This is a genomic window from Rhodanobacter soli, from assembly GCF_039523495.1.
In the GTDB taxonomy this organism is placed as follows: Bacteria; Pseudomonadota; Gammaproteobacteria; order Xanthomonadales; family Rhodanobacteraceae; genus Rhodanobacter; species Rhodanobacter soli.
The window spans coordinates 2,665,893-2,688,109 of the sequence record NZ_BAAAFK010000001.1 but is presented as its reverse complement, the minus strand read 5'-3'; the positions used below and the strand labels follow the sequence as shown (position 1 = coordinate 2,688,109).

23 protein-coding genes are annotated in these 22,217 nt (G+C 66.7%); 13 read left to right on the top strand and 10 right to left on the bottom strand.

The genetic code is table 11. From position 1 onward, the window contains the following. The 6 genes from ABD024_RS12300 to ABD024_RS12275 all read left to right on the top strand — a co-directional run bounded on the left by ABD024_RS12300 (position 1) and on the right by ABD024_RS12275 (position 5,959). On the top strand, positions 1–1,743 hold the full coding sequence (locus ABD024_RS12300; protein ID WP_343853020.1) for a methyl-accepting chemotaxis protein: 1,743 nt from the start codon (positions 1–3) through the stop codon (positions 1,741–1,743). 1 nt (position 1,744) lies between these two features. After that, entirely contained in the window at positions 1,745–2,626 is an 882-nt protein-coding gene (locus ABD024_RS12295) for a CheR family methyltransferase (RefSeq protein WP_425543145.1), read from the top strand. Then, positions 2,626–3,267 (top strand): chemoreceptor glutamine deamidase CheD, encoded by a 642-nt coding sequence (gene cheD / locus ABD024_RS12290; RefSeq protein ID WP_343853018.1) that lies wholly within the window; start codon positions 2,626–2,628, stop codon positions 3,265–3,267. Before ABD024_RS12295 ends, cheD begins: the two co-directional genes overlap by 1 nt. Positions 3,268–3,352: 85 nt before the next feature. Further along, complete coding sequence (locus ABD024_RS12285) at positions 3,353–4,444, top strand: protein-glutamate methylesterase/protein-glutamine glutaminase (protein ID WP_425543161.1); 1,092 nt, start codon at positions 3,353–3,355, stop codon at positions 4,442–4,444. A gap of 17 nt (positions 4,445–4,461) precedes the next feature. After that, positions 4,462–5,649 carry a methyl-accepting chemotaxis protein gene (locus tag ABD024_RS12280; protein WP_343853014.1) on the top strand — a complete coding sequence of 396 codons (1,188 nt, stop codon included), beginning with the start codon at positions 4,462–4,464 and terminating at the stop codon, positions 5,647–5,649. A gap of 10 nt (positions 5,650–5,659) precedes the next feature. Continuing rightward, positions 5,660–5,959, top strand: coding sequence for an STAS domain-containing protein (locus tag ABD024_RS12275; protein ID WP_343853012.1), 300 nt, complete (start codon positions 5,660–5,662; stop codon positions 5,957–5,959). A 90-nt stretch (positions 5,960–6,049) separates the two neighbouring features. Here the strand turns inward: ABD024_RS12275 and ABD024_RS12270 are convergent, their stop codons facing one another. The 7 genes from ABD024_RS12270 to ABD024_RS12240 all read right to left on the bottom strand — a co-directional run bounded on the left by ABD024_RS12270 (position 6,050) and on the right by ABD024_RS12240 (position 11,878). Further along, complete coding sequence (locus ABD024_RS12270) at positions 6,050–6,412, bottom strand: hypothetical protein (protein ID WP_343854683.1); 363 nt, start codon at positions 6,410–6,412, stop codon at positions 6,050–6,052. 170 nt (positions 6,413–6,582) lie between these two features. Beyond that, a complete protein-coding gene (locus tag ABD024_RS12265) occupies positions 6,583–7,146 on the bottom strand; it encodes an NUDIX hydrolase (protein WP_343853010.1) in 564 nt (187 codons plus the stop codon). Between the two features lie 88 nt (positions 7,147–7,234). After that, on the bottom strand, positions 7,235–8,251 hold the full coding sequence (locus ABD024_RS12260) for a magnesium and cobalt transport protein CorA (RefSeq protein WP_343853008.1): 1,017 nt from the start codon (positions 8,249–8,251) through the stop codon (positions 7,235–7,237). 52 nt (positions 8,252–8,303) lie between these two features. Further along, positions 8,304–9,512, bottom strand: coding sequence for a lipoprotein N-acyltransferase Lnb domain-containing protein (locus ABD024_RS12255; RefSeq protein ID WP_343853006.1), 1,209 nt, complete (start codon positions 9,510–9,512; stop codon positions 8,304–8,306). Between the two features lie 6 nt (positions 9,513–9,518). Beyond that, the gene (locus ABD024_RS12250) at positions 9,519–10,358 is read right to left on the bottom strand and encodes a CorC family transporter (protein ID WP_343853004.1); all 840 of its coding nucleotides are present in this window, start codon (positions 10,356–10,358) and stop codon (positions 9,519–9,521) included. 81 nt (positions 10,359–10,439) lie between these two features. Further along, positions 10,440–10,901, bottom strand: coding sequence for an rRNA maturation RNase YbeY (ybeY, locus tag ABD024_RS12245; RefSeq protein ID WP_343853002.1), 462 nt, complete (start codon positions 10,899–10,901; stop codon positions 10,440–10,442). Continuing rightward, on the bottom strand, positions 10,898–11,878 hold the full coding sequence (locus ABD024_RS12240; RefSeq protein ID WP_343853000.1) for a PhoH family protein: 981 nt from the start codon (positions 11,876–11,878) through the stop codon (positions 10,898–10,900). The genes ybeY and ABD024_RS12240 overlap by 4 nt, the downstream gene beginning before the upstream one ends. A gap of 108 nt (positions 11,879–11,986) precedes the next feature. On the opposite strand from ABD024_RS12240, the gene ABD024_RS12235 reads away from it, so the two are divergent. From ABD024_RS12235 to ABD024_RS12220, 4 genes are read left to right on the top strand one after another with little or no spacing between them, the layout of a single operon-like run. Next, positions 11,987–12,661, top strand: a complete 675-nt coding sequence (locus tag ABD024_RS12235) for a TetR/AcrR family transcriptional regulator (RefSeq protein WP_343852998.1) — start codon at positions 11,987–11,989, stop codon at positions 12,659–12,661. Beyond that, positions 12,658–13,632, top strand: coding sequence for an HlyD family secretion protein (locus ABD024_RS12230; protein ID WP_343852996.1), 975 nt, complete (start codon positions 12,658–12,660; stop codon positions 13,630–13,632). Before ABD024_RS12235 ends, ABD024_RS12230 begins: the two co-directional genes overlap by 4 nt. Before the next feature lie 23 nt (positions 13,633–13,655). Continuing rightward, on the top strand, positions 13,656–14,588 hold the full coding sequence (locus tag ABD024_RS12225) for an ABC transporter ATP-binding protein (RefSeq protein WP_343854681.1): 933 nt from the start codon (positions 13,656–13,658) through the stop codon (positions 14,586–14,588). Further along, a complete protein-coding gene (locus ABD024_RS12220; RefSeq protein WP_343852994.1) occupies positions 14,585–15,694 on the top strand; it encodes an ABC transporter permease in 1,110 nt (369 codons plus the stop codon). The genes ABD024_RS12225 and ABD024_RS12220 overlap by 4 nt, the downstream gene beginning before the upstream one ends. A gap of 27 nt (positions 15,695–15,721) precedes the next feature. On the opposite strand, the gene ABD024_RS12215 is transcribed toward ABD024_RS12220, so the two are convergent. Both ABD024_RS12215 and miaB read right to left on the bottom strand, forming a co-directional pair. Continuing rightward, positions 15,722–16,120, bottom strand: a complete 399-nt coding sequence (locus ABD024_RS12215; protein WP_343852991.1) for a GNAT family N-acetyltransferase — start codon at positions 16,118–16,120, stop codon at positions 15,722–15,724. Between the two features lie 89 nt (positions 16,121–16,209). Continuing rightward, a complete protein-coding gene (gene miaB / locus ABD024_RS12210) occupies positions 16,210–17,562 on the bottom strand; it encodes a tRNA (N6-isopentenyl adenosine(37)-C2)-methylthiotransferase MiaB (protein ID WP_343852989.1) in 1,353 nt (450 codons plus the stop codon). Between the two features lie 260 nt (positions 17,563–17,822). Here miaB and ABD024_RS12205 point away from each other — a divergent pair, with 260 nt between their 5' ends. Next, the gene (locus ABD024_RS12205) at positions 17,823–18,965 is read left to right on the top strand and encodes a lytic transglycosylase domain-containing protein (RefSeq protein ID WP_343852987.1); all 1,143 of its coding nucleotides are present in this window, start codon (positions 17,823–17,825) and stop codon (positions 18,963–18,965) included. Between the two features lies 1 nt (position 18,966). On the opposite strand, the gene ABD024_RS12200 is transcribed toward ABD024_RS12205, so the two are convergent. Further along, positions 18,967–20,142 (bottom strand): S1C family serine protease, encoded by a 1,176-nt coding sequence (locus tag ABD024_RS12200; RefSeq protein ID WP_343852985.1) that lies wholly within the window; start codon positions 20,140–20,142, stop codon positions 18,967–18,969. Between the two features lie 160 nt (positions 20,143–20,302). Between ABD024_RS12200 and petA the strand changes: the two genes are divergently transcribed. Both petA and ABD024_RS12190 read left to right on the top strand, forming a co-directional pair. Next, positions 20,303–20,908 (top strand): ubiquinol-cytochrome c reductase iron-sulfur subunit, encoded by a 606-nt coding sequence (gene petA / locus ABD024_RS12195; protein WP_343852983.1) that lies wholly within the window; start codon positions 20,303–20,305, stop codon positions 20,906–20,908. Continuing rightward, positions 20,908–22,209 (top strand): cytochrome b, encoded by a 1,302-nt coding sequence (locus ABD024_RS12190; RefSeq protein WP_343852981.1) that lies wholly within the window; start codon positions 20,908–20,910, stop codon positions 22,207–22,209. The genes petA and ABD024_RS12190 overlap by 1 nt, the downstream gene beginning before the upstream one ends. Positions 22,210–22,217: the final 8 nt, after the last annotated feature.

The following is a 22,217-nucleotide window of genomic DNA, read 5'->3' as shown; positions in this document are numbered from 1 at the left end:
ATGAAGATGAAGAATTTGAAGGCCCACCTGGCCCGACTGACCACGCTGACCGTCAAGGCGCGCCTGATCGGCGTGCTCAGCCTGTTGTGCACGATGCTGCTGGTGGGCGCCTGGATCGGGCTCGGTGGCATGGCCCGCGCGAATGAAAGTGCCCGCCAGATCTACCAGGAAGAGCTGCTTCCGCTGACCAGCATCAACGAGGTGGCGCGCGGGTCGCTGAACAGCTTCATCTCGCTGAGCGAGGCGGCTTTCCACAAGGATGACAAGGCCATCGTCCAGCAGAAGCTCGACGAGGTCGCCAAGGCCCAGCTCGCGGGTGCGGCGCTGCTGAAGAAACTGGGTGCGAGCAAGATGTCGCCGGCGGTCAAGAAGCAATGGAGCGCATTCGAGAGCGCCCGCGGCGACGTGACTTCGTCGATGACCGAGATCACCGATGCGCTGAACCAGGCCGACGACGGCGCCAATGCGCTGCTTTATTCCGACGTGCTGCCGAACGTGACGATCATGAGCGCGGAGATGAACAAGCTCATCGCCATGCAGGTCGACGAAAGCCGGCAGCAATACGAATCGGCCGTGAACAGCTACCAGCGCATCCGTGTCATGACGTTCGGTGCGCTCGGCGCCGGCATGCTGCTGGCCGTATTGATGGCGTTCTTCATGATCCGTTCGATCGTCGGCACGCTCAATCGGGCGGTGCGCGTGGCAAACGCCATCTCGCAGGGGCAGCTGGGGCACAACATCGTCACCCACCGCAAGGACGAGCTGGGCCGCCTGCTGGAGGCGTTCCGGCTGATGGACGAGCGGCTCACCCTGACCGTCGGCGAAGTGCGCCGCGGCTCCGATGCGGTCAGCACGGCGGCACAGCAGATTGCCCACGGCAACGATGACCTCAGCCAGCGTACGCAGGAGCAGGCATCGAGTCTGGAGGAAACCGCCTCGTCGATGGAGCAGATGACTTCCACCGTCAAGCAGAATGCGGAAAACGCCAGCCATGCCAACCAGCTCGCGCGGGGTGCCCGCGAACAGGCCGAGCGCGGCGGCGAGGTGGCCGGCAAGGCGATCGTCGCGATGAGCGAGATCAACGCGTCCAGCGGCAAGATCGCCGACATCGTGGGGTTGATCCAGGAGATCGCCTTCCAGACCAATTTGCTGGCGCTGAACGCGGCCGTGGAAGCGGCGCGAGCCGGCGAGCAGGGTCGCGGCTTCGCCGTGGTGGCCACCGAGGTGCGCAGCCTGGCCCAGCGCAGTGCCGGCGCCGCGAAGGAGATCAAGGAGCTGATCAACGACAGCGCCGAGAAAGTGCGCTGCGGCTCGGAGCTGGTGAACCAGTCGGGCAAGGCGCTGGCGGAAATCGTCGAGAGCGTGAAGAAGGTCACCGATATCGTGGCCGAGATCGCCGCAGCCAGCCACGAGCAATCCGCCGGCATCGACCAGGTCAACAACGCGGTGATGCAGATGGACGAGATGACCCAGCAGAACGCCGCGCTGGTCGAGGAAGCCGCAGCGGCAGCCCGCGCCATGCACGAGCAGGCCGGCGAACTGACCCAGCAGGTGGGCTTTTTCCAGTTGAACGACAGCGGCGCGGCGCCGGTTGCGCCGTCCGCGTCGGCGCGGGCGAAGACCGCGGCGGCCGAAGCCGAAGCGGTGTTCGCTGCCGTGCGCAGCACGGCGCCGGCACCGGCCCGCCCGTCGCGCGCGGCCGCTGAGGTCAGCAGCGAAGCGGGCGGATGGAAGGAATTCTGAAGTGAGCGCGGTGCCCGGCACGTTCGACCACAACGCCACTGCCCTGGGCGACGGCGGCCCGCAGCTGGGTGATGCCGACTTCCAGTACCTGCGTGCGTTCGTTCTTGAGCACTGCGGCATCGCGCTGGGCGAGCACAAGCGGCAGCTGGTGCAGGGCCGTCTGTTCCGGCGACTGCGTGCGCTGGGCTTGTCGAACTTCAGCAGTTACTGCGAGTTGTTGCGGCGCGATCCGCACGGTGAGCTGGGCGAACTGGCCAGCGCGATCAGCACCAATGTGACGGCGTTCTTCCGCGAGGTGCATCACTACGACCTGCTGGCCAATGAACTGTTGCCGCGCTGGCTTGGCGAGAAGCGTCGCGATGGCGACCGCCTGCGGATCTGGTCGGCGGGCTGTTCCACCGGCGAGGAACCCTACGCGCTGGCGATGGTGTTGGCCGAGGCGATCGAGCAGAGTGGCAGCCGGCTGGATGCGAAGATCCTGGCCACCGACCTGTCGCCGCAGGCGCTGGAAACCGCGCGCAAGGGCGTGTATTCGCTGGAGCGCATCGCCGGCATCAGTCCGGAGCGCTGCCGGCGCTGGATGCTGCGCGGCGACGGCGCGTACGAAGGGCTGGCCTGCGTCCATCCACGTCTGCGCGAGCTGGTCACCATCGAACCGCTGAATCTGCTGCACCCGTGGCCGATGCGCGGACCGTTCGATGCGATCTTCTGCCGCAACGTGGTGATCTACTTCGACCAGCCGACCAAGCGGCGCCTGTTCCATCGCTACGCGGAGTTGCTGCCGACGGGCGGTTATCTGTTCCTTGGCCATTCCGAATCGCTGCATGGCGTCAACGACGAATTCGAACTGATCGGGCGCACCGTCTACCGGAAACTTGGTTGATGGCCGCGGTGACCGACAGGAGGCTGGGCGAGGCCGCGGTACTGCCGGGTTTCGAGCACCTGCATCGGTACTGGGATCCGGTGCAATCGCGGGTGACCGTGAAGGTGCTGCCGGGCGAATTCTATGTCAGCGCCCAGGACGAGCTGGTCACCACCGTGCTTGGCTCGTGCGTGTCGGCCTGCATCCACGACGTGCGCCGCGGCATCGGCGGCATGAACCACTTCATGCTGCCCGAGCCGCGCGGCGAGCGCGACAGCTGGACGTCCACCGCCGGCCGCGCGGCACGCTATGGCAGCGACGCGATGGAGCAGTTGATCAACGCCATCCTTGTTGCCGGCGGCCAGCGCGTCGACATGCAGGTCAAGATATTCGGCGGTGGTCGCGTGCTGTCCCAGCTGACCGACATCGGCCAGCGCAATATCGACTTCGTGCAGCGCTATATCGCCGCCGAAAAGCTGAACCTGTGCGCATCGGACCTCGGCGACGTGTACCCCCGGCAACTGCAGTTCTTCCCCACCAGCGGCCGTGTGCGCGTGCGCATGCTGCGCCGCCATGACGACGTGGCGCTGGTGGCCGACGAACGCATTTACCTCAAGCGTTTGGCAAATGACCCGATAAAGGGTGAGGTCGAGCTTTTCTAGTGGCGGCTTCGGCTCCACGGAAGTCCGACGGAGCCGCCGTCGCTACGGCGCGGCTTGAGTTTTCTGGCAGGTGAGATGGATGGCAATGGAAAAAGTGCGTGTTCTGGTGATCGACGATTCGGCGTTGGTGCGCAAGCTGATGACGACGATGCTTGCCTGCGATCCCGGGATCGAAGTGGTCGGCACCGCTGCCGACCCGCTGATCGCGCGCGAAAAGATCAAGCAGCTCAACCCGGACGTGCTGACGCTGGACGTCGAGATGCCACGCATGGACGGCCTGACGTTCCTGGAAAACCTGATGCGCCTGCGGCCGATGCCGGTGGTGATGGTGTCGTCGCTGACCGTGCAGGGTGCCGAGGTGACGCTGCGCGCCCTTGAGCTGGGCGCGGTGGATTTTCTGGCCAAGCCCAGCAGTGACCTGGCCAGCAGTTTCGGCGAGAAGGCGCAGGAGATCTGTGCCAAGGTGAAGCTTGCTGCGAAGGCCCGGCCGCGTGCGCGCACGGCGGTGCGCAAGCTGGAAGTGGCGCCGCGTCTTTCGGCCGATGCGGTGTTGCCTCGCGCGCAGACGGTGGGCACGCGCGGCGGCAGCCCGCTCATCGTGATCGGTGCCTCGACCGGTGGTACCGAAGCGGTCCGCGTGGTGCTGGAAGCGATGCCCCCCGACGCGCCGCCGATCCTGGTGACCCAGCATATCCCCGCCGCATTCAGCGGCCCGTTCGCGGAACGGATGGACCGGTGTTCGGCGATGCGGGTATGCGAAGCCCAGGATGGCCAGCCGATCCAGACCGGGCACGCCTACATCGCTCCGGGGAGCCAGCATCTGCTGGTGATGTGGGATGGCGCCAAGTACGTGTGCCGTTTGCATGATGGCCCGCCGGTGAACCGGCACAAGCCCAGCGTGGATGTGCTGTTCCGTTCCATGGCGGCCAGTGCGGGGGCCGGCACCATTGCCGCCCTGCTGACCGGCATGGGCGACGACGGCGCGCGCGGCCTGCTCGAGCTGCGCCAGGCCGGCGCCGCGACCCTGGTGCAGGACGAAGCCAGCTCGGTGGTATGGGGCATGCCCGGTGCCGCCTGGAAACTCGATGCGGCAGCCGAGATGCTGCCGCTGGATCACATGGCGGCGCGCCTGCTCACGCTGGCGCGCCAACCTCGCGACGGCGCTTCGCGCACCTGACCTACGGATATCGGCTCATGGCTGTCCTGTCTCAATTGGCCCGGCATTTCGCCCAACGTCCGCCCTACGGCTGGCTCGCCAGCACGCTGGCCCTGGTGCTGGCGCTGCTCTGGCATCCGGGGTGGCTGGCACCTTTGCTGATCGCCGCGGTCACCGCCGTGTGGATTGTCGAGAGCCGGCACCAGCGGGAGGCGCCGCCGCCGGCAGTCGCGCCCAGCAACAACGCGCCCGTGCGCGAGGCACTGGAAGACGTCCGCGGCGCGCTGGTGGACGAACTCGGCCATGCCACCCGCGAGCTGCACCAGGGACTCGACCTGTTGCGCGATGCAGTGTCCGAACTGGGTGGCGGTTTTGACGGCCTGTCGCACAAGACGGGGCTGCAGCAGTCGCTGCTGAAACAGATCATCGACGTGCAGAATGGCGGCGTGTCGGTGCAGGACTTTGCCTCCCGCACCAGCGACTTGTTGCAGCATTTCGTGGGCATGGTCGTGCAGATGTCGCGCGAAAGCCTGCGTATCGTCTACCGCATCGACGGCATGGCGAAGGAAATGGACGCGGTGTTCGGCCTGCTGAAGAACGTCAGCACGATCGCCGAGGAAACCAACCTGCTGGCGCTCAACGCCGCGATCGAGGCGGCCCGCGCGGGTGAATCCGGCCGCGGCTTCGCCGTGGTGGCCGGCGAGATCCGCAGCCTGGCCAGCAACTCCAACCAGTTCAACGAACAGATCGGCAGCCACGTCGAGCGTGCCCGTGCGGCGATGGAGCAGTTGCGCGGCCTGGTCGGCGCCATGGCCTCGCAGGATCTCAACGTGGCGCTGTCGGCCAAGGGCGGCATCGACGCGATGATGGCCCACGTCACCGAGAGCGACGCACGCACCAGCGCGGTCGCCGACCAGGTGGTCGAGATCAACCGTGGCCTCGGCAGCGATGTTTCCACCACCATCCGCTCGCTGCAGTTCGAGGACATCCTCAGCCAGTTGCTGCGGCAGACCCGCACCCGGCTGGTCGAGCTGCAGGAAGTCGTGGGCGAGTGCACGCGCGACATCGAGGAACTGGCCTGTGGCCCGGTCGATGCCGACACGCTGGCAGGACGCGCTCAACGGGTGCGTAGCCGGCTGGCGATCCAGCGCGAAAAGGCGCGCCTGCGTTCACGCGGGCCGGCCTTGCAGAGCTCGATGGACGCCGGCGAAATCGAATTGTTTTGAGGAGCACAGCATGATCGTCCATCACGACAGCGAGCACGATTGCCTGACCCTGCAGCTGGGCCAGCGCTTCGACTTCAGTATCCATCGCGATTTCCACGAGGCCTGCCTGGACAGCGGCAAGGCGGCCCGCAGCTATGTCATCGATCTGGGCGAGGTGACCAGCATGGACAGCTCGGCGCTGGGCATGCTGCTGCTGCTGCGCGAGCATGCCGGCGCCGACCGCGCCGAGATCCGCATCGTCAATGCCGGCAACGAATTGCGCAATACGCTGCGCGTGGCCGGCTTCGACAAGTTGTTCGTCCTGCATTGAAGGTGCCGCGGGGTCGACGGTCCCGAAAGCCAGACAACAAGAAGGCCCCTCGCGGGGCCTTTCCTGGTGCAGCAGTCGCGGCCGCCGGGATTACCAGGCGCGCACGGCAATCACGGAGACGGTGTAACTGGCCATATCCGACTGATAGCGGAACCGCCTGCCAAGGTCGAACTTTGCTGCCGCGCCCGGGGCGATGTTGGTGGTGCCGGCCGGCCAGCCCTGTTTGGCCTGGATCACCTTGCCGTCGGCATCCTTGGCTTCGATGCTGATCTGCGCGGCGGCGGGTTCGGCACAGTTGTTGACCAGCTCGCCGCTCAAGCTTAGTCGAGCTTCCGAACCGAAACGGCTGGCAGCGGGCTTGAAGTCCCTGATGGCGAAATCGGTGGGCGCGCAGGCGGCTTGGGCGGCCATCGGGAGGAAGATCAGCGAGGCGGAGAGAAGTAGCGTTTTCATGGGCACGAATCCGTAGGTCCAGGGAGGCCAGATTGGGGATCGGCCGGGGAGCGACAACGATCCACACCCTCAGATGTCGGCGGGGACTCCGGAATCTTTAGGCTTCGCCAGGAAGGCCCGTTCGTGCCGGGCGGTGCACGACAACGCACCGCCTGTTGCGCGGCGGGAGGCTACCGGTTGGTGTGCTCGATGAACCACAGCCCGGCGAACAGTTTCGGGTCGATCGAGTAGCCATCCGCGGCGCGCGCGAACAGCCAGGCGCCCGCCTCACGGCGCGGGACCTCGTGCACCACGATGTTTTCGGTTTCGTCGCCGCCGCCGGGACCGACCTTTTGCAATTCCCACGCGCGCACAAAGGTGATCATCTCGGTGCTCATGCCCGACGACGACGGGCCGCGATGGACGAATTCCACCCGCTGGCAGCGCCAGCCGGTTTCCTCCTCCAGTTCGCGCCGGGCGGCCAACAGCGCGCTTTCGTCGGCTTGTCCGGCCAGGTCGCCGACCAGGCCGGCCGGCATCTCGATGGTGTTCTGCAGGATCGACACGCGGTACTGCTCGACGAACAGCACCTTGTCCGCAGGCGTCACCGCCAGGATGATCACCGCGCCGCCGGGATTGTTGCGTTCGGCGTACTCCCAGCGGCCGCGCTTGCGCAGGCTCAGCCAGCGGCCTTCATGCAGGGTTTCCACCGGCGCGTCGGCGTCGGTGGGGATGTGCCTTGCGGAGTCGTTCATCGGTCATCGCGTGCAGGGAAAACCCACCGACATGTTGACCGTTCCCGGCGGCAGCGACAACCGGTCGGTCGTGCCGGGGCGCGTGGTCCTACAGCCACCGCGCGCGCTTGAGCCCGATGTAGATGCCGCTGACGACGCTGGCCATCACCACGATGATCGCGGGATAAGCCCAGGGGCGGCTGAGCTCGGGCATGTGGGCGAAGTTCATGCCGTACCAGCTGGTGAGCAGGGTCGGCGCGGCGAGCATGGCGGCCCAGCCGGCGAGTTTTTTCATCACCTCGTTCTGGCGCAGGCTGACCAGCGAGAGGTTCACGTTGATCGCGGCGGTGAGCATCTCGCGCATCGCGCCGATCGCCTCGTTGACGCGGAAGGCGTGGTCGTAGACGTCGCGGAAGTATGCGTGCAGCACCTCGGGGATCAGGTTCGGGTGCAACCGGATCAGCTGGTTGATGATGTCCTGCAGTGGCGCCACCGCCAGGCGCAGCGTCATCAGGTCGCGCTGCATGTCATACAGGCGGCGTATCGTGCTGCTCTTGAAGGTCTCGCCGAAGATGTCGTGTTCGAGCTGCTGCACCTCCTCGCGGAAGTCGCGCACGATCGGCAACAAGTTGTCGACGATGAAATCGAGTACGCCGTACAACCCGTAACTGGGGCCGTTCGCCAGCAGTTCCGGCGCGTGTTCGCAGGTGCGCCGCGCCGGCGCGTAGGACTGCGAAGCGCCGTGGCGCACGGTGACCAGGTAGCGCGGGCCGAAGAAGATGTGCGTTTCGCCGAACGCCAGTTCGCCGCCGATCAGCTGCGCGGTCTGCACCACCAGGAACAGCGAGTCGCCATAGGCTTCCAGCTTGGTGCGCTGGTGCGCGGCGTGCGCATCCTCGATGGCCAGGTCGTGCAGGCCGAATTCGCCCTGGATCTTTTCCAGCAGTTCCTCGTCCGGTTCGTACAGGCCGACCCAGACGAAGGTGTCCGGTTCGGCCAGCACGTCGCTGATCGCGTCGATGGTGACGTCGCCGACCCGGCTGCCGTCCTTTCGGTAGGCGATGCAGTTGACCACCATGGGCTGGTCGCTGGTCGACAGTGCGCTCGACGGCGTGATCGGATTCATGCGCGCATCATGCCCCGCGCCGAGGGGCGCGGCAATTGCGCGTGGCAAGGCATCAGCGATGGCGACGCACGCTCCAGGCCAGCGCCAGCCAGCACGGCAGGGCGAACAGCAGCCACGGCTGGTTCTGCTGCACGGTGCCGGGCAGCAGGTGCAGCAGCACGGCAATCATGCAGGCGAGCAGTTGTACTGCAATCACGCCGTCGATGAAGCGTGAGGCGGCGTAGCCGCGGCGCGAGCGCCACAGCGTCGGCAGCAGCAGGAAGGCCAGTGGATTGAACAACAACAGGTTCGCGTTGGCCCACGCCGAGTGGTGGGTGGTCAGCGTCCACAGCACCAGCAGCAACAGACCGACCAGGCCGGCCGCGAGCAGGTACAGCGTGCCGAACACGGCGTAACCGGCGGGCCACCAGCGGCGGGCGAGCACGATCAGCGCGGCCAGCAGCAGCCCGGCCAGAGCCAGCGGCAGGCGCAGGTCGGGCGCGGCTGTGGGGGGTGCCTCGAGCCGGTTCGGCGAGACGAGTTGCTCGGCCTGCAGCAGCGGACGCAGGCCGCCGTGGCCGTCGTCGACGTGCACCTCGCGCAGTTGCGCCTGCAGCACCTCGGGCAGGAAGCTTTCCTGCCAGGCATCCAGCGGCCGGTCGGCATACGTCCCCAGGCCCAGGTCGAGCACCAGCATCAGCCAGGGCTGTGCGCTCATCAACCGGTCGGTCTGCTGGCGGTAGGTCATGCCGCCGGTGCGCGCCTCAAGGCGGCTTTCCAGTACGCCGCCGAGTGCCTTGTCCAGCGCATCGCGCACGCGGGTGGTGCAGTTGTCGACGTAGTAGTCGTAGACGTAGCCGGCGTTTTCCGGGCGCAGGTTCCACAGCAGAAAGTCACGCAGCGCGGCGGCCTGGTCGGCGGTCATCGCCAGCCGCTGGCGGATGATCGAGCGGCCGGCCTCAACGTAGTAGCGCTCGTCGAGGTCACTCGGTGCTGCGTCCATCAGGTAATGCATGCGGCCGCGGGCGAAGTTCAGCAGGAAGTTCTTCTCGCTGAAATCGAACACGCCGTAGTTGAAGTTGATCGCCTCGCCCGAGGCCGTGTCGCGCAGTTCGATCGCGTCGTGGCCGAAGCGCTCCCAATAGGTTTCGCCGGGGCCATAGGTAACCAGCGAGACTTCGAGGTTGGCGCCCGGGGCGTTGGCGACGCTGGCATGGGCGGGCGGGAGCAGGGCCAGCATCAGCAGCGCGAGCAGCAGGAGGTTGCGACTGATCAGGTTCATGCCGCCTTACTGCTTGACCACGCGGAATGCCTGCACGCGGCGGTCGTCGGCCTCGGTGACGTGGAACAGGTAGTCGCCGATGCCGACCTCTTCGCCGACCTCGGGCAGGTGGCCGAATTCGGAGGTGACCATGCCGCCCACGGTGTCGTATTCCTCGTCGGAGAAATCGGCGCCGGTCTGCTCGTTGAAATCCTCGATCGGAGTCAGCGCGCTGACCAGCCAGTCGCCGCCGGGCTGTTCGTGCATCAACTCGGGTTCCTCCCCGTCGTCGTGCTCGTCGTCGATCTCGCCGACGATCTGTTCCAGCACGTCCTCGATGGTGATCAGGCCGGCGACGCCGCCGTACTCGTTGACCACCAGCGCCATGTGATTGCGGCTGAGCCGGAATTCCTCCAGCAGCACATTCAGGCGCATCGACTCGGGAATCAGCACGGCCGGGCGCATGATCGCGCGGATATCGAAGTGCTCGGCGGCGCCGAAGAATTTCAGCAGGTCCTTGGCCAGCAGGATGCCGAGGATCTCGTCCTTGTCTTCGCCGTGTACGGGAAAGCGCGAGTGGCCGGATTCGACCACCGCAGCGAGAATGTCGGTCAGTGGCGACTCGGCCGCCAGCATCACGATCTGCGCGCGCGGAACCATTACGTCGTCCACGCTCAGTTCGGTGACCTTGATCGCACCCTCGACCATGGTGAGGGTGTTCACGGACAGCAGTCCGTTGCTCTGGGCGGAACGCAACTCCTCGATCAGTTCGTCGCGGTTGCGCGGTTCGCCGGAAAACATGTGGCCCAGTCGATCCCACCAGGTTCGGTGGGCCGGGCCGCTGGTACTGCCAGGGTCGTCGCTCATTACTCGTTGGGATTCTGCCCGAAACCGGGCGGAAGGCCGATTCTAGCGGAAAAATCGTGACGGTTCAGGGCACAAACACCCCTACCGGTACGGATCGGCGATGCCCAGGCCGGCCAGGATGCGGGTTTCCAGCGCTTCCATCGCTTCGGCCTCGGCGTCTTCGCTATGGTCGTAGCCGAGCAGGTGCAGCACGCCGTGGATGGTCAGGTGAGCCCAGTGGTCGCGCGGCGATTTGCCCTGTTCGGCGGCCTCGCGCAGCACCACCGGGGCGCAGATCGCCAGGTCGCCGATCAGCGGCAGGGCCACCCCGGGCGGCAGTTCGACGGGGAACGACAGCACGTTGGTGGCGTAGTCCTTGCCGCGGTAGTCGCGGTTGAGCGCGCGGCCTTCGTCGGCGTCGACGATGCGGATCGCCAGTTCGGCGCTCTTGCGCCGTTTCGCCCCGCGCAGCGCCGCCTCGACCCAGCGGCGGAAGCTGGCTGGTGCGGGCAGGCCGGCGCGCGGCACGGCATAGCCGACGGCGAGCGTCACCGGGCCGCTCATTCGCCGTCCTCGTCCTTCTGTTCGAACGCCTCGTAGGCGCGCACGATCTTCGCCACCAACGGGTGGCGCACCACGTCGCGCGAGGTGAAGAAGGTGAAGCTGATGCCGCCGACGCCGCGCAATACTTCCACCGCCTGGCGCAGGCCCGAACGGGTGGTGCGCGGCAGGTCGACCTGGGTGACGTCGCCGGTGATCACCGCCACCGTGCCGAAGCCGATGCGGGTGAGGAACATCTTCATCTGCTCGACCGTGGTGTTCTGCGCCTCGTCGAGGATCACGTAGGAATCGTTCAGGGTGCGCCCGCGCATGTAGGCCAGCGGGGCGATCTCGATCACGTTGCGCTCGATCAGCTTGGCCACTTTCTCGAAGCCGAGCATCTCGTACAGCGCGTCGTACAGCGGGCGCAGGTAGGGGTCGACTTTCTGGCTGAGATCGCCGGGCAGGAAGCCCAGCTTCTCGCCGGCCTCCACCGCCGGGCGCACCAGGATCAGTCGCTGCACCCGGTTCGCCTCCAGCGCCTCGACCGCGCTGGCGACAGCCAGGTAGGTCTTGCCGGTGCCGGCCGGACCCACGCCGAAGTTGATGTCGTGGCTGGCGATCGCGTGCAGGTAGCGCGCCTGGTTCGGACCGCGGCCCTTGATCACGCCGCGCTTGACCTTGATCACCACTTCCTGGGCGCCTTCGGCGGCCGCCTCGGTGATCGCGTCGATGCCGGATTCGGCCAGTTGCAGGTTGATCCTCGCGCCGGTCAGCGCCTCGTCGTTGGTGGTGGCGTACAGCGCGCGCAGTACCTTCTCGGTGGCCTTGGCGGGAGCGTCCTCGCCGATCACCTGGAAGATGCTGCCGCGGTGATTGATCTCCACGCCGAGGCGCAGCTCGACCTGGCGCAGGTGTTCGTCGAACGGCCCGCACAGGTTGGCAAGGCGGGCGTTGTCTTCGGGGTCGAGGGTGAAGTCGCGTTGATTGAGGTCGCTCATAGGTGCGCGAGAGTAGCGCGCCGCTGCTGGAAGAGCCATGGTGGCGGCCGGTGCGACGATCGCGATTCCCCGCTTGCACATAATTAAATGTTGAATTAATTTATCTGCATGGCTACCTCGAACAAGCATGCGAAAGCCGGGCGCCGTGCCGGACGCCCCAGCGGCGACGATCTGGACCTGCGCACGCATTTGCTGGATGCCGCGATCGTGCAGTTTGCGCGGGTGGGGATCGGCGCGACCTCGCTGCGGGCGATTGCCGCCGAAGCGCAGGTCACGCCGGCGATGCTGCACTACTACTTCGGCGACAAGGAGCGGCTGGTCCAGGCGATGATCGACGAGCGGTTGCTGCCCGTGTTCGGGCCGCTGCGCGCGCAACTGGAGCACGCCGGCGACGACCCTGCGGTGTTGATCGAAGGCTTCGTGCGCGGCATCAGCGCGGTGGTGGCGTGCCATCCCTGGCTGCCGTCGCTGTGGGTGCGCGAGGTGCTGTGCGAAGGTGGCGCGTTGCGCGAGGTGCTGTTCCGGCAGGGCGTTCCCAACCTGCCGCAAATGCTGGCGCAGCGCTTCATGTCGGCACAGGCGGATGGACGGCTGGGCGCCGGCCTGGACCCGCGCCTGCTGGTCGTCTCGCTGGTCGGCCTGACCCTGTTTCCCGCCGCCGGTGCGCCGATCTGGCGGCGTGCGCTTGGTGCCGAGGCGCTGGGGCCCGAGGACATGCTGCAACACACGCTTGCGCTGCTGGGCCGGGGCGTGGGCACGGCAGGATCAGGAGAAATCGCATGAAGGTTGCACGCACGTTGCGCCGCCTGTCGCCGCTCGTCCTGCTCGCCGTGGCCGGTCTCGCCGCCTGCAGCAAGCCACCGCCGCAGGCGCTGGGCACGCTCGAATACGATCGCATCACCTTGCCGGCGCCGGCCGCCGAACGCGTCGTGGCGATCGACGTGCGCGAGGGCGAACGGGTCAAGGCCGGGCAAGCATTACTGCAACTGGATCCCACGCATACGCAGTCCGAGCTCGCTGCCGCCGAGGCGCAGGCGCAGCAGCAACGCGAGGTGCTGGCCGAGCTTCAGGCCGGACCACGCGGCGAGGACATCGAACGGGCGCGCGCAAACCTGGCTGCCGCGCAGGCGCAGGTGCGCGAGGCGCGTGCCTATTACGACCGTCTGGTTCCGTTGAAGGGCAACGGTTATGTGGCCGCGGCCGATCTCGATCGTGCCCGCGCCGCGGCGGGCAATGCAGGGGGCCAGGTGGCCGCGGCGCGGGCTGCGCTCGACGAGCTGCTGCACGGTACCCGCCCGGAACAGATCGCCCAGGCGCAGGCTGCCGTTGCAGCGGCTACCGCGCAGGCCGGCGCGCAGCAGGTGCTGCTGGGCAAGCTGGCCATCGTGGCGCCGCGCGCCGGACGCATCGACAGCCTGCCGTACAAGCTGGGTGACCAGGCGCCGATTGGTGCGCCGGTGGCGATCCTGCTGGCCGGCGACGCGCCGTATGCGCGCATCTACGTGCCCGAGCAGCAGCGCGCCAGGGTGCGTGTCGGCGACGCGATCCAGGTCTTCGTGGGCGGTCGCGGCCAGCCGTATGCCGGCAAGGTGCGCATGATCCGCAGCGAGCCCGACTTCACTCCGTACTACGCGCTGATCGGCGATGACGCGGCGCGACTGAGCTATCTGGCCGAAATCACACTGGGCGCGGACGCGGCGGAACTGCCTGCCGGCCTGCCGGTACGCGTCGAGTTCCACGAGTCCGCGAAGTGACAACCGGCGCCGACACTGTCGCCATCCGCGCACGCGGCCTGACCCGGTGCTTCGGCAAGCTGGTGGCGGTCGATCATGTCGACCTCGAAGTACCGGCCAGACGCGTCTATGGCTTCCTCGGCCCGAACGGCTCGGGCAAGTCGACCACCATCCGCATGCTGTGCGGGCTGCTGACGCCGACCGCCGGGGAGATCGAGGTGCTCGGCCTGCGCATTCCGGCGCAGGCCGACGCGCTGCGTCCGCACATCGGCTACATGACCCAGAAGTTCTCGCTGTTCGAGGACCTCAGCGTGCGCGAGAACCTGGAGTTCCTCGCCGCGATCCAGGGTGTGCCGAAGGCGAAGACGAAACGCCGCATCGACGAGCTGATCGGGCAATACCACTTCGGCGATCGGCAGAAACAGCTGGCCGGCACCCTGAGCGGCGGCCAGAAGCAGCGACTGGCACTGGCCTGCGCGGTGATCCACGAACCGGAGCTGCTGTTCCTGGACGAGCCGACCAGCGCGGTCGATCCGGAATCGCGCCGTGACTTCTGGGAGAAGTTGTTCGAGCTGGCCGATGCCGGCACCACGCTGCTGGTCTCCACCCACCTGATGGACGAGGCCGAGCGCTGCCATCGACTGGCGATCCTGGGTCGCGGCGCACTGGTGGCCGACGGCACGCCGCATGAGCTGACCGCACAGCTGGAAGGGCACACCTTCACCGTCGAGACGGTTGATCCGCGTCGAGCCCAGCGCGCGCTGGGCAGTGTGTCCGGCGTGCTCGGCGTGGCCCAGGTCGGCAATACCTTGCGCGTGCTGACCGCCGCCGACGCTGGCGAGGTGACCCAACGCATGGGGCAGGCGCTGGCCGAGGCTGGACAAAAGGCCGAGGTCGCCCCGGCGCCACCGAATCTCGAAGACGTGTTTGTTGCCGCCACCCGCAGGGGCGACGGCGACGAGGTGTGCGTCGCATGAACTGGCGCCGGCTGTGGGCGATCGTGATCAAGGAGCTGCGCCAGCTGCGCCGCGACCGCATCACGCTGGCGATGATCGTGGGCATTCCGGTGATCCAGCTGGTGCTGTTCGGCTATGCGATCAACACCAACCTGCGTGGGCTCGACGCCGGCATCGTCGACCAGGCCAATACCGCCGGATCGCGCGCGCTGGTCATGGACATGCTGGCCACCGGCGTGGTGGCGCCGGTGGCCAGGGCGGAGACGCCGCAGGAGTTGATGGCGATGATCCGGCGCGGCCGGATCAGCATCGGCATCGTGGTGCCGCCGGATTTCGAACGCCGCCGCATCGATGGTCGCGTGGTGGCGCAGATCCTGGTCGACGGCAGCGACACGGCGGTGCAGGCCGCCGCCGCGCAACTGATGCAGGTGCCGATCGACAGCGCCGTGCCCGACACGCGCGCGCCGCTGACCAGCACGCCGACCGACGGGCGGATCAGCGTGGTCGGCTTCTACAACCCGCAACGGCGTTCGGCGGTCAACATCGTGCCCGGCCTGATCGGCGTGATCCTGACCATGACGATGGTGCTGTTCACCGCCATCGCGATCGTGCGCGAACGCGAGCGCGGCAACATGGAGCTGCTGATCGCCACGCCGCTGACCAGCGCCGAGCTGATGGTCGGCAAGGTCTTGCCGTATGTGGTGATCGGGCTGGTGCAGACCAGCGTGATCCTGGCGCTGGGAACGTGGCTGTTCGAGGTGCCGATCCGCGGCAGCGTGCTCGATGTCTACCTGGCCTCGGGCCTGCTGATCCTGGCCAACCTCGCGCTTGGCCTGCTGATCTCCACGCGCGCACAGTCGCAGTTCCAGGCAATGCAGATGACCTTCTTCGTGTTCCTGCCGTCGATCCTGCTGTCGGGTTTCATGTTCCCGTTCGCCGGCATGCCGAAGCTGGTGCAATGGCTTGCCGAGGTGCTGCCGCTGACCCATTTCCTGCGCCTGATCCGTGGCGTGATGCTGCGCGGCGCGGGGCTGGGGGAAATGTGGGGCGACGTGCTCGCGCTGGCGGTGTTCACGCTGCTGATGATGGCGCTGGCGATATTGCGCTTCCGCAAGCGGCTGGACTGATCCGTCGCACCGCGTGCAGTCCTGCGGTCACAGCATGCGGTGCATCACGTAGATATCGGTCGGGCCGAGTTGCGCGTGGCGGAACGCGCCGGGCACGGTGCCCACGATACGGAAGCCATGGCGCAGCCACAGCCGCACGGCGGTGGTATTGCTGGCCACCACGCAGTTGAACTGCATCGCGCTGAAGCTGGCCTGGCGCGCCTGTTCCAGCGAGTGTTCGCACATGGCCGAGGCGATGCCCTGGCCGCGCGCTTGCGGCGCCACCATGTAGCTGCCATTGGCCACGTGATCACCCAGGCCGATCTGGTTCGGCGCCAGCCGGTAGCAACCCAGCACCTCGCCATCGCGTTCGCAGACGAAACATCGCGACGGCGACGTGGTCCACATCGCGCACGCCTGATCGATGCCTAGATCGAGTGGGTACATGTAGGTATCGCCGCCGGCGAGAACCGCTTGGAACAGTGGTCATACCCGCGCGAACTCGTCCGCGCCGATTTCCCTGATCACCGAGTCACTCACGAAGCCGGCACCACCGGCTCGTCGGCCAGTTTCACGCGGCCACGCAGCGAGTTGCTCATCGCGTCGGTGATCACCACGTCGACGAACTGGCCGATCAGGCGCGGATGGCCGGCGAAGTTCACGTAGCGCATGTTCTCGGTGCGACCGCTGAGTTCGTTGGGGTCGCGGGTGCTGGGCTTTTCCACCAGCACGCGCTGCACGCTGCCGACCATCGCCTGGTTGATCTTCTTCGCGTTCGCGTTGATCGCGGCCTGCAGGCGCGCCAGCCGCTCGTGTTTCACCGCCATCGGGGTGTCGTCGGCGAGTTTTGCCGCCGGCGTGCCGGGGCGGGCGGAGAAGATGAAGGAGAAGCTCTGGTCGAAACCGACGTCGTCGATCAGCTTCATGGTCTTCTCGAAATCCTCGTCGGTCTCGCCGGGGAAGCCCACGATGAAATCCGACGACACGCAGATGTCCGGGCGCACCGCGCGCAGCTTGCGGATCTTCTGCTTGAATTCCAGCGTGGTGTAGCCGCGCTTCATCGCGCTGAGGATGCGATCGGAGCCGGCCTGCACCGGCAGGTGCAGGTAGTTCGCCAGCTGCGGCACGTTGGCGTAGGCCTCGATCAGCGAGTCGGAGAACTCCAGCGGATGCGAGGTAGTGAAGCGGATGCGGCCGATGCCCTCGATCTGCGCGATCGCGTGGATCAGCACGGCGAGATCCGCGATGCCACCGTCGTGGGTGGGGCCGCGGTAGGCGTTGACGTTCTGGCCGAGCAGGTTCACTTCGCGCACGCCCTGCGCGGCAAGCTTGGCCACTTCCACCAGCACGTCGTCGAACGGGCGGCTGATCTCCTCGCCGCGGGTGTACGGCACCACGCAGTAGCTGCAGTACTTGGAGCAGCCTTCCATGATCGAGACGAAGGCGGTCGGGCCTTCGGCGCGCGGCTCGGGCAGGCAGTCGAATTTCTCGATCTCGGGGAAGCTGATGTCGACCTGCGGCAGGCCGCTGGCCCGCTGCGCCTCGATCAATTGCGGCAGCCGATGCAGGGTCTGCGGGCCAAACACCAGGTCGACGTAGGGCGCGCGCTTGACGATCGCCGCGCCTTCCTGCGAAGCCACGCAGCCTCCCACACCAATGAGTACGGGCTTGCCGTCCTTCTTGTGCTGCTTCCAGCGACCAAGCTGGCTGAAGACTTTTTCCTGCGCCTTCTCGCGGATCGAGCAGGTGTTGATCAGGATCACGTCCGCCTCGGACTCGTCCTGGGTCAGCTCCAGGCCGTGCGAGGCCTTCAGCACGTCGGCCATCTTGGCCGAGTCGTACTCGTTCATCTGGCAGCCGTGGGTCTTGATGAAAAGCTTGCCGCTCATGGCGTGGGGTACCGTGGTTCGTGCGGAATCCGCTGAACCGCGCAGTCTACCCGCGCGGCCCCGAGGCCGCCAGCTGATGCGCGACGGATCAAGGACTTGCGCCGGTCGGCGACGCGGAAGCAGGAGAGCGGTCAACGCGGCTCGGGAACGCGCTGGATCGCGACCCGTCCCATGACCATGGTGGCTACGGAACGTTGCGCGGCGCACGAAATGACCAGTGCACACTTGGCGTTGGCGGCACATGGCGGCACACTGCGCCCATGTTCGGCGTCGCAAGCCATGGGGGAAGCGTCGATCGGCCTGTCGGGGGCTTCCCATTACGTTCGATCCTCTGCGGGGTCGCGTTCGGCTGCGCGCTGCTGTGGTGGCCGGCGGCACGGGCCGGCGTCTTGTATCAATGCACCGGCGCCAGCGGCGAGACGGTATTCAGCAGCAGCAAAGTCGGGTATCGCGGTTGCAAGGCGATCAGCAGCTATGCCGCGCCCACGCCACGACGCCGGGAGCCACCGCCGCGGGTATCGCTGACCGGGGTGACCAGCTCGGTCGCGACCACGGCGCGCAACCTCTCGGCGGGCGGTACCGAATCGATTTCGTTGACCGGCGTGCGCGGGACGGTCGAGACCAGTGCGCGGCGCATCGGTGAAGCCCAGGCAGAACAAACGTCGCTGGCGGCGGTGCTGGGCTCGGCCGAGACCCGTAAGAAACTTCCCGTGGCTGCTGCCGGTGTGCCCGGACAATGGAGCTATCGCGAATCGCACACGGTCGCGGCAACGGCGGCGCCAGTGGCGGGTGACTCGACGGACAAGGTCCTGCGCGGCGCGGTGTATCGCATCGTGCGCGCGGACGGCAGTGTGGAGTACACCAACCTGCGCCCGGCCGGCCGCCAGGGCCATGCGGTGACCATGCTGTTCACCTATATCGCCACCTGCGCCGCGTGCAACCTGCACTCGACGATCCGCTGGGGCAGCGTGTCGCTCAACCTCACCGCATATGCGGAGACGATTCGCGCCGCCAGCGTCGAGTACGGCGTCGACGAGGCGTTCCTGCGCGCGATCATCCACGCCGAAAGCGCGTTCAATCCGCGCGCGCTGTCGCTCAAGGGCGCGCAGGGACTGATGCAGCTGATGCCGGGCACGGCCAGCGACATGGGCGTGCTGGATGCGTTCAATTCCGATCAGAACATCCGTGGCGGCGCGCGTTATCTGGGCCTGCTGCTGCACAATTTCGACGGCAATGAACGGCTGGCTGCCGCCGCCTACAACGCCGGTCCCGGCGCGGTGCAGCGCTACAAGGGCGTGCCGCCGTACGCCGAGACCCAGGTCTATGTGGAACGGGTGGATACCCTGCGCAAACGCTACGGCGCGGCGATCCATCCGCCGCTGGCATCGCGCGGACCGGGTTGAGTCAGTCGTCCAGCGCGGCGTTGGCGCTCATCAATGGCCGCTGCGTCAGGGTGACCTCGACGTGGAACGGGCTGCCGTTGCGCAGGCCGGAGACCTCGACCGTGCTGCCGGGCTTGAACGCGGCTTCGCGGCGGCGCAGGTCGGCCGGATCGAGGATATCGTCGGTGCCGATGCGCAACAGGATGTCGCGCGGCCGGATGCCGGCCAGCGCGGCCGGGCTGCCGGGATAGACCATGGTGACCAGGGCGCCGCGCGCCGCCGCCGGCAGGCCGCCGTTGGCGGCCACCGGCACGAACGCATAGTCGGCGCCGAGCCAGCCGCGCACCACGTGGCCGGTGGCAATGATCTGGTCCAGCACTTTCTTGGCGGTGGTGACCGGAATGGCGAAGCCGATGCCTTCGGCGCCGGCGGCCTTGCCGATCAGCAAGGTATTGATGCCGACCAGTTCGCCTTCGGCGTTGACCAGCGCGCCGCCGGAATTGCCCAGGTTGATGGCCGCGTCGGTCTGGATGAAATCCTCGGCGCTGGAGCCATTGAGCTGGCGGCCGATCGCGCTGACGATGCCCATGGTGACGGTCTGGTTGAGGCCGAGCGGGTTGCCGATCGCCAGCACCACGTCGCCGGGACGCAGCTGCTGTTCGGCGATGTGGATCACCGGCAGGTTGCTGGCTTCGATCTTCAGCACCGCCAGGTCGGACTCCTCGTCCGCGCCGACCAGGCTGGCCTTGGCGATGCGGCCGTCGTACAGCAGCACCTGGATGTCCGCGGCGTGCGCGATCACGTGGTTGTTGGTCAGCACGTAGCCCTGGCCCTGGGCGCTGACGATCACGCCGGAACCGAGAGTCTGCTCGCGGTGCTGGAAGGTGGTGGGCTGGCCGCCGAACAACTGCTGCAGCACCGGGTTGTCGTACATCCGCACGGCCTGCTCGGTGACGATCTTGTTCGCGTAGATGTTGACCACCGACGGCGCTGCAGCAGCCACCGCGTCGGCGTACGAGACCGGGCCGTTGCCGACGTGGCTCTGACTGGCGGGCTGCGCCGGCGGCGTGGCCAGGCCGAAGCGTTCGCGCAGGCGTTCGCCGCTACCTGGCCAGAACAACCCGACCACGAAGGCCACGGCCAGGCCGAGGACGGCGAAGCGCGCGATGAAGAGGAGCGTGCCGGCGGCATGTTTCATGTCGAACGATGAGGTCCCGGCAATCGTGGCGAGTGTAGCGGCGGCTAGACTTCGCCGCGATGCGGTTTATTGTACGGGGCGGGGCCTGACGCTACACTAACGCGATTTTTGCGGGGCCCCAAACCCCACTGGCATGACATTGCAAGTACCGGAGAGCCTGATGGCGAACGAAGTCGTCGATCATGGCCGCCGCCGCTTCCTGACAGCAACCACCGCGGTGGTTGGTGGTATCGGAATCGTGTCGGCGGCTGTGCCCTTCATCAAGTCGTGGGAACCCAGCGCGCGCGCCAAGGCCGCTGGTGCTCCGGTTACCCAGTCGCTGGCCAAGATCGAGGCGGGGCAGATGCTGACCGTATCGTGGCGCAGCCTGCCGGTGTTCGTGCTCAACCGCACCAAGGCGCAGCTCGATACGCTGCCGATGGTGGACTCGCGCCTGGTGGATCCCAAGTCCGACGGCGCATCTTCCAGTCAGCAGCCGAAATACGCGCAGAACGAAGTGCGCTCGATCAAGCCGGAGTGGCTGGTGATCATCGGTATCTGCACGCACCTGGGCTGCGTGCCCGACTTCGTGCCCGAGATCAAGCCCGAGCCGTTCGATCCGGACTGGAAGGGCGGCTTCTACTGCCCCTGCCACAAGTCGCGTTACGACCTGGCCGGCCGCGTCTACGCCGGCGTGCCGGCGCCGAAGAACCTGCCGGTGCCGCCGTACCACTTCATTGATGACAGCACCATCCAGATTGGCGTGGATCCGAAGGAGGCTGGCTAATGGCCAACGTATTCACGAGCATCGGTGACTGGGTCAACGAGCGCGCGCCCAGCATGATGCCGGCGTACCGCAAGCACATGACCGAGTACTACGCGCCGAAGAACTTCAACCTCTGGTATTACTTCGGCTCGCTGGCGTTGCTGGTGCTGGTCAACCAGATCGTCACCGGCATCTTCCTCACCATGAACTACAACCCGACCGCGGCGGGAGCCTTCGCGTCGGTCGAGTACATCATGCGTGACGTGGAGTGGGGCTGGCTGATCCGCTACATGCACTCCACCGGCGCCTCGCTGTTCTTCGTGGTGGTGTTCCTGCACATGTTCCGCGGCATCATGTACGGCTCGTACAAGAAGCCGCGCGAGCTGGTGTGGCTGCTCGGCATGCTGATCTTCCTGGCGCTGATGGCCGAAGCCTTCATGGGTTACGTGTTGCCGTGGGGCAACATGTCGTTCTGGGGCGCCAAGGTGATCATCTCGCTGTTCGGCACGATCCCCTACATCGGCGATGCGCTGGTGGAGTGGATCATGGGCGACTTCCTGCCGGCTGACGCCACCCTCAACCGCTTCTTCGCGCTGCACGTGATCGCGCTGCCGATCGTGTTGCTGCTGCTGGTGGTGCTGCATCTGGCCGCGCTGCACGAAGTGGGCTCGAACAACCCGGACGGCGTGGAGATCAAGAAGGGGCCCAAGGGCAACCGCTGGGATGCGCTGAAGCCGACCGACGGCATTCCGTTCCACCCGTACTACACGGTGAAGGACCTGGTCGGCGTGGGCTTCTTCCTGCTGATCGCCGCGTTCATCATCTTCTTCGCGCCGACCTTCGGTGGCTGGTTCCTGGAACACGACAATTTCATTCCGGCGAACAACCTGGCGACGCCGTTGCACATCAAGCCGGTGTGGTACTTCACCCCGTTCTACGCGATCGTGCGCATGATCCCGTCGTTCCTCGGTTCGGCCGTATGGGGTGTGATCGCGATGTTCGGCTCGATCGGCGTGCTGTTCGCGATGCCGTGGCTGGATCGCGGCAAGGTCAAGTCGATCCGCTATCGCGGTACCGGCTTCAAGGTGGCGCTGGGCTTGTTCGTGCTGTCGTTCTTCATGCTCGGTGCTGTGGGTGCGGGCATAACCGCCGAAGTGATGCCGGTCTGGTTCGGCGACATCGACGTGACGTTCTGGGAGAACCTGTTCGGCCGCGTAATGACGGCAATCTACTTCGGGTTCTTCGCATTCCTTTGGGCCTACACATACTTCGGCTGGGAAAAGACCAAGCCGGTTCCGGAACGGGTGACGACGCATGACTAAGCGGCAGC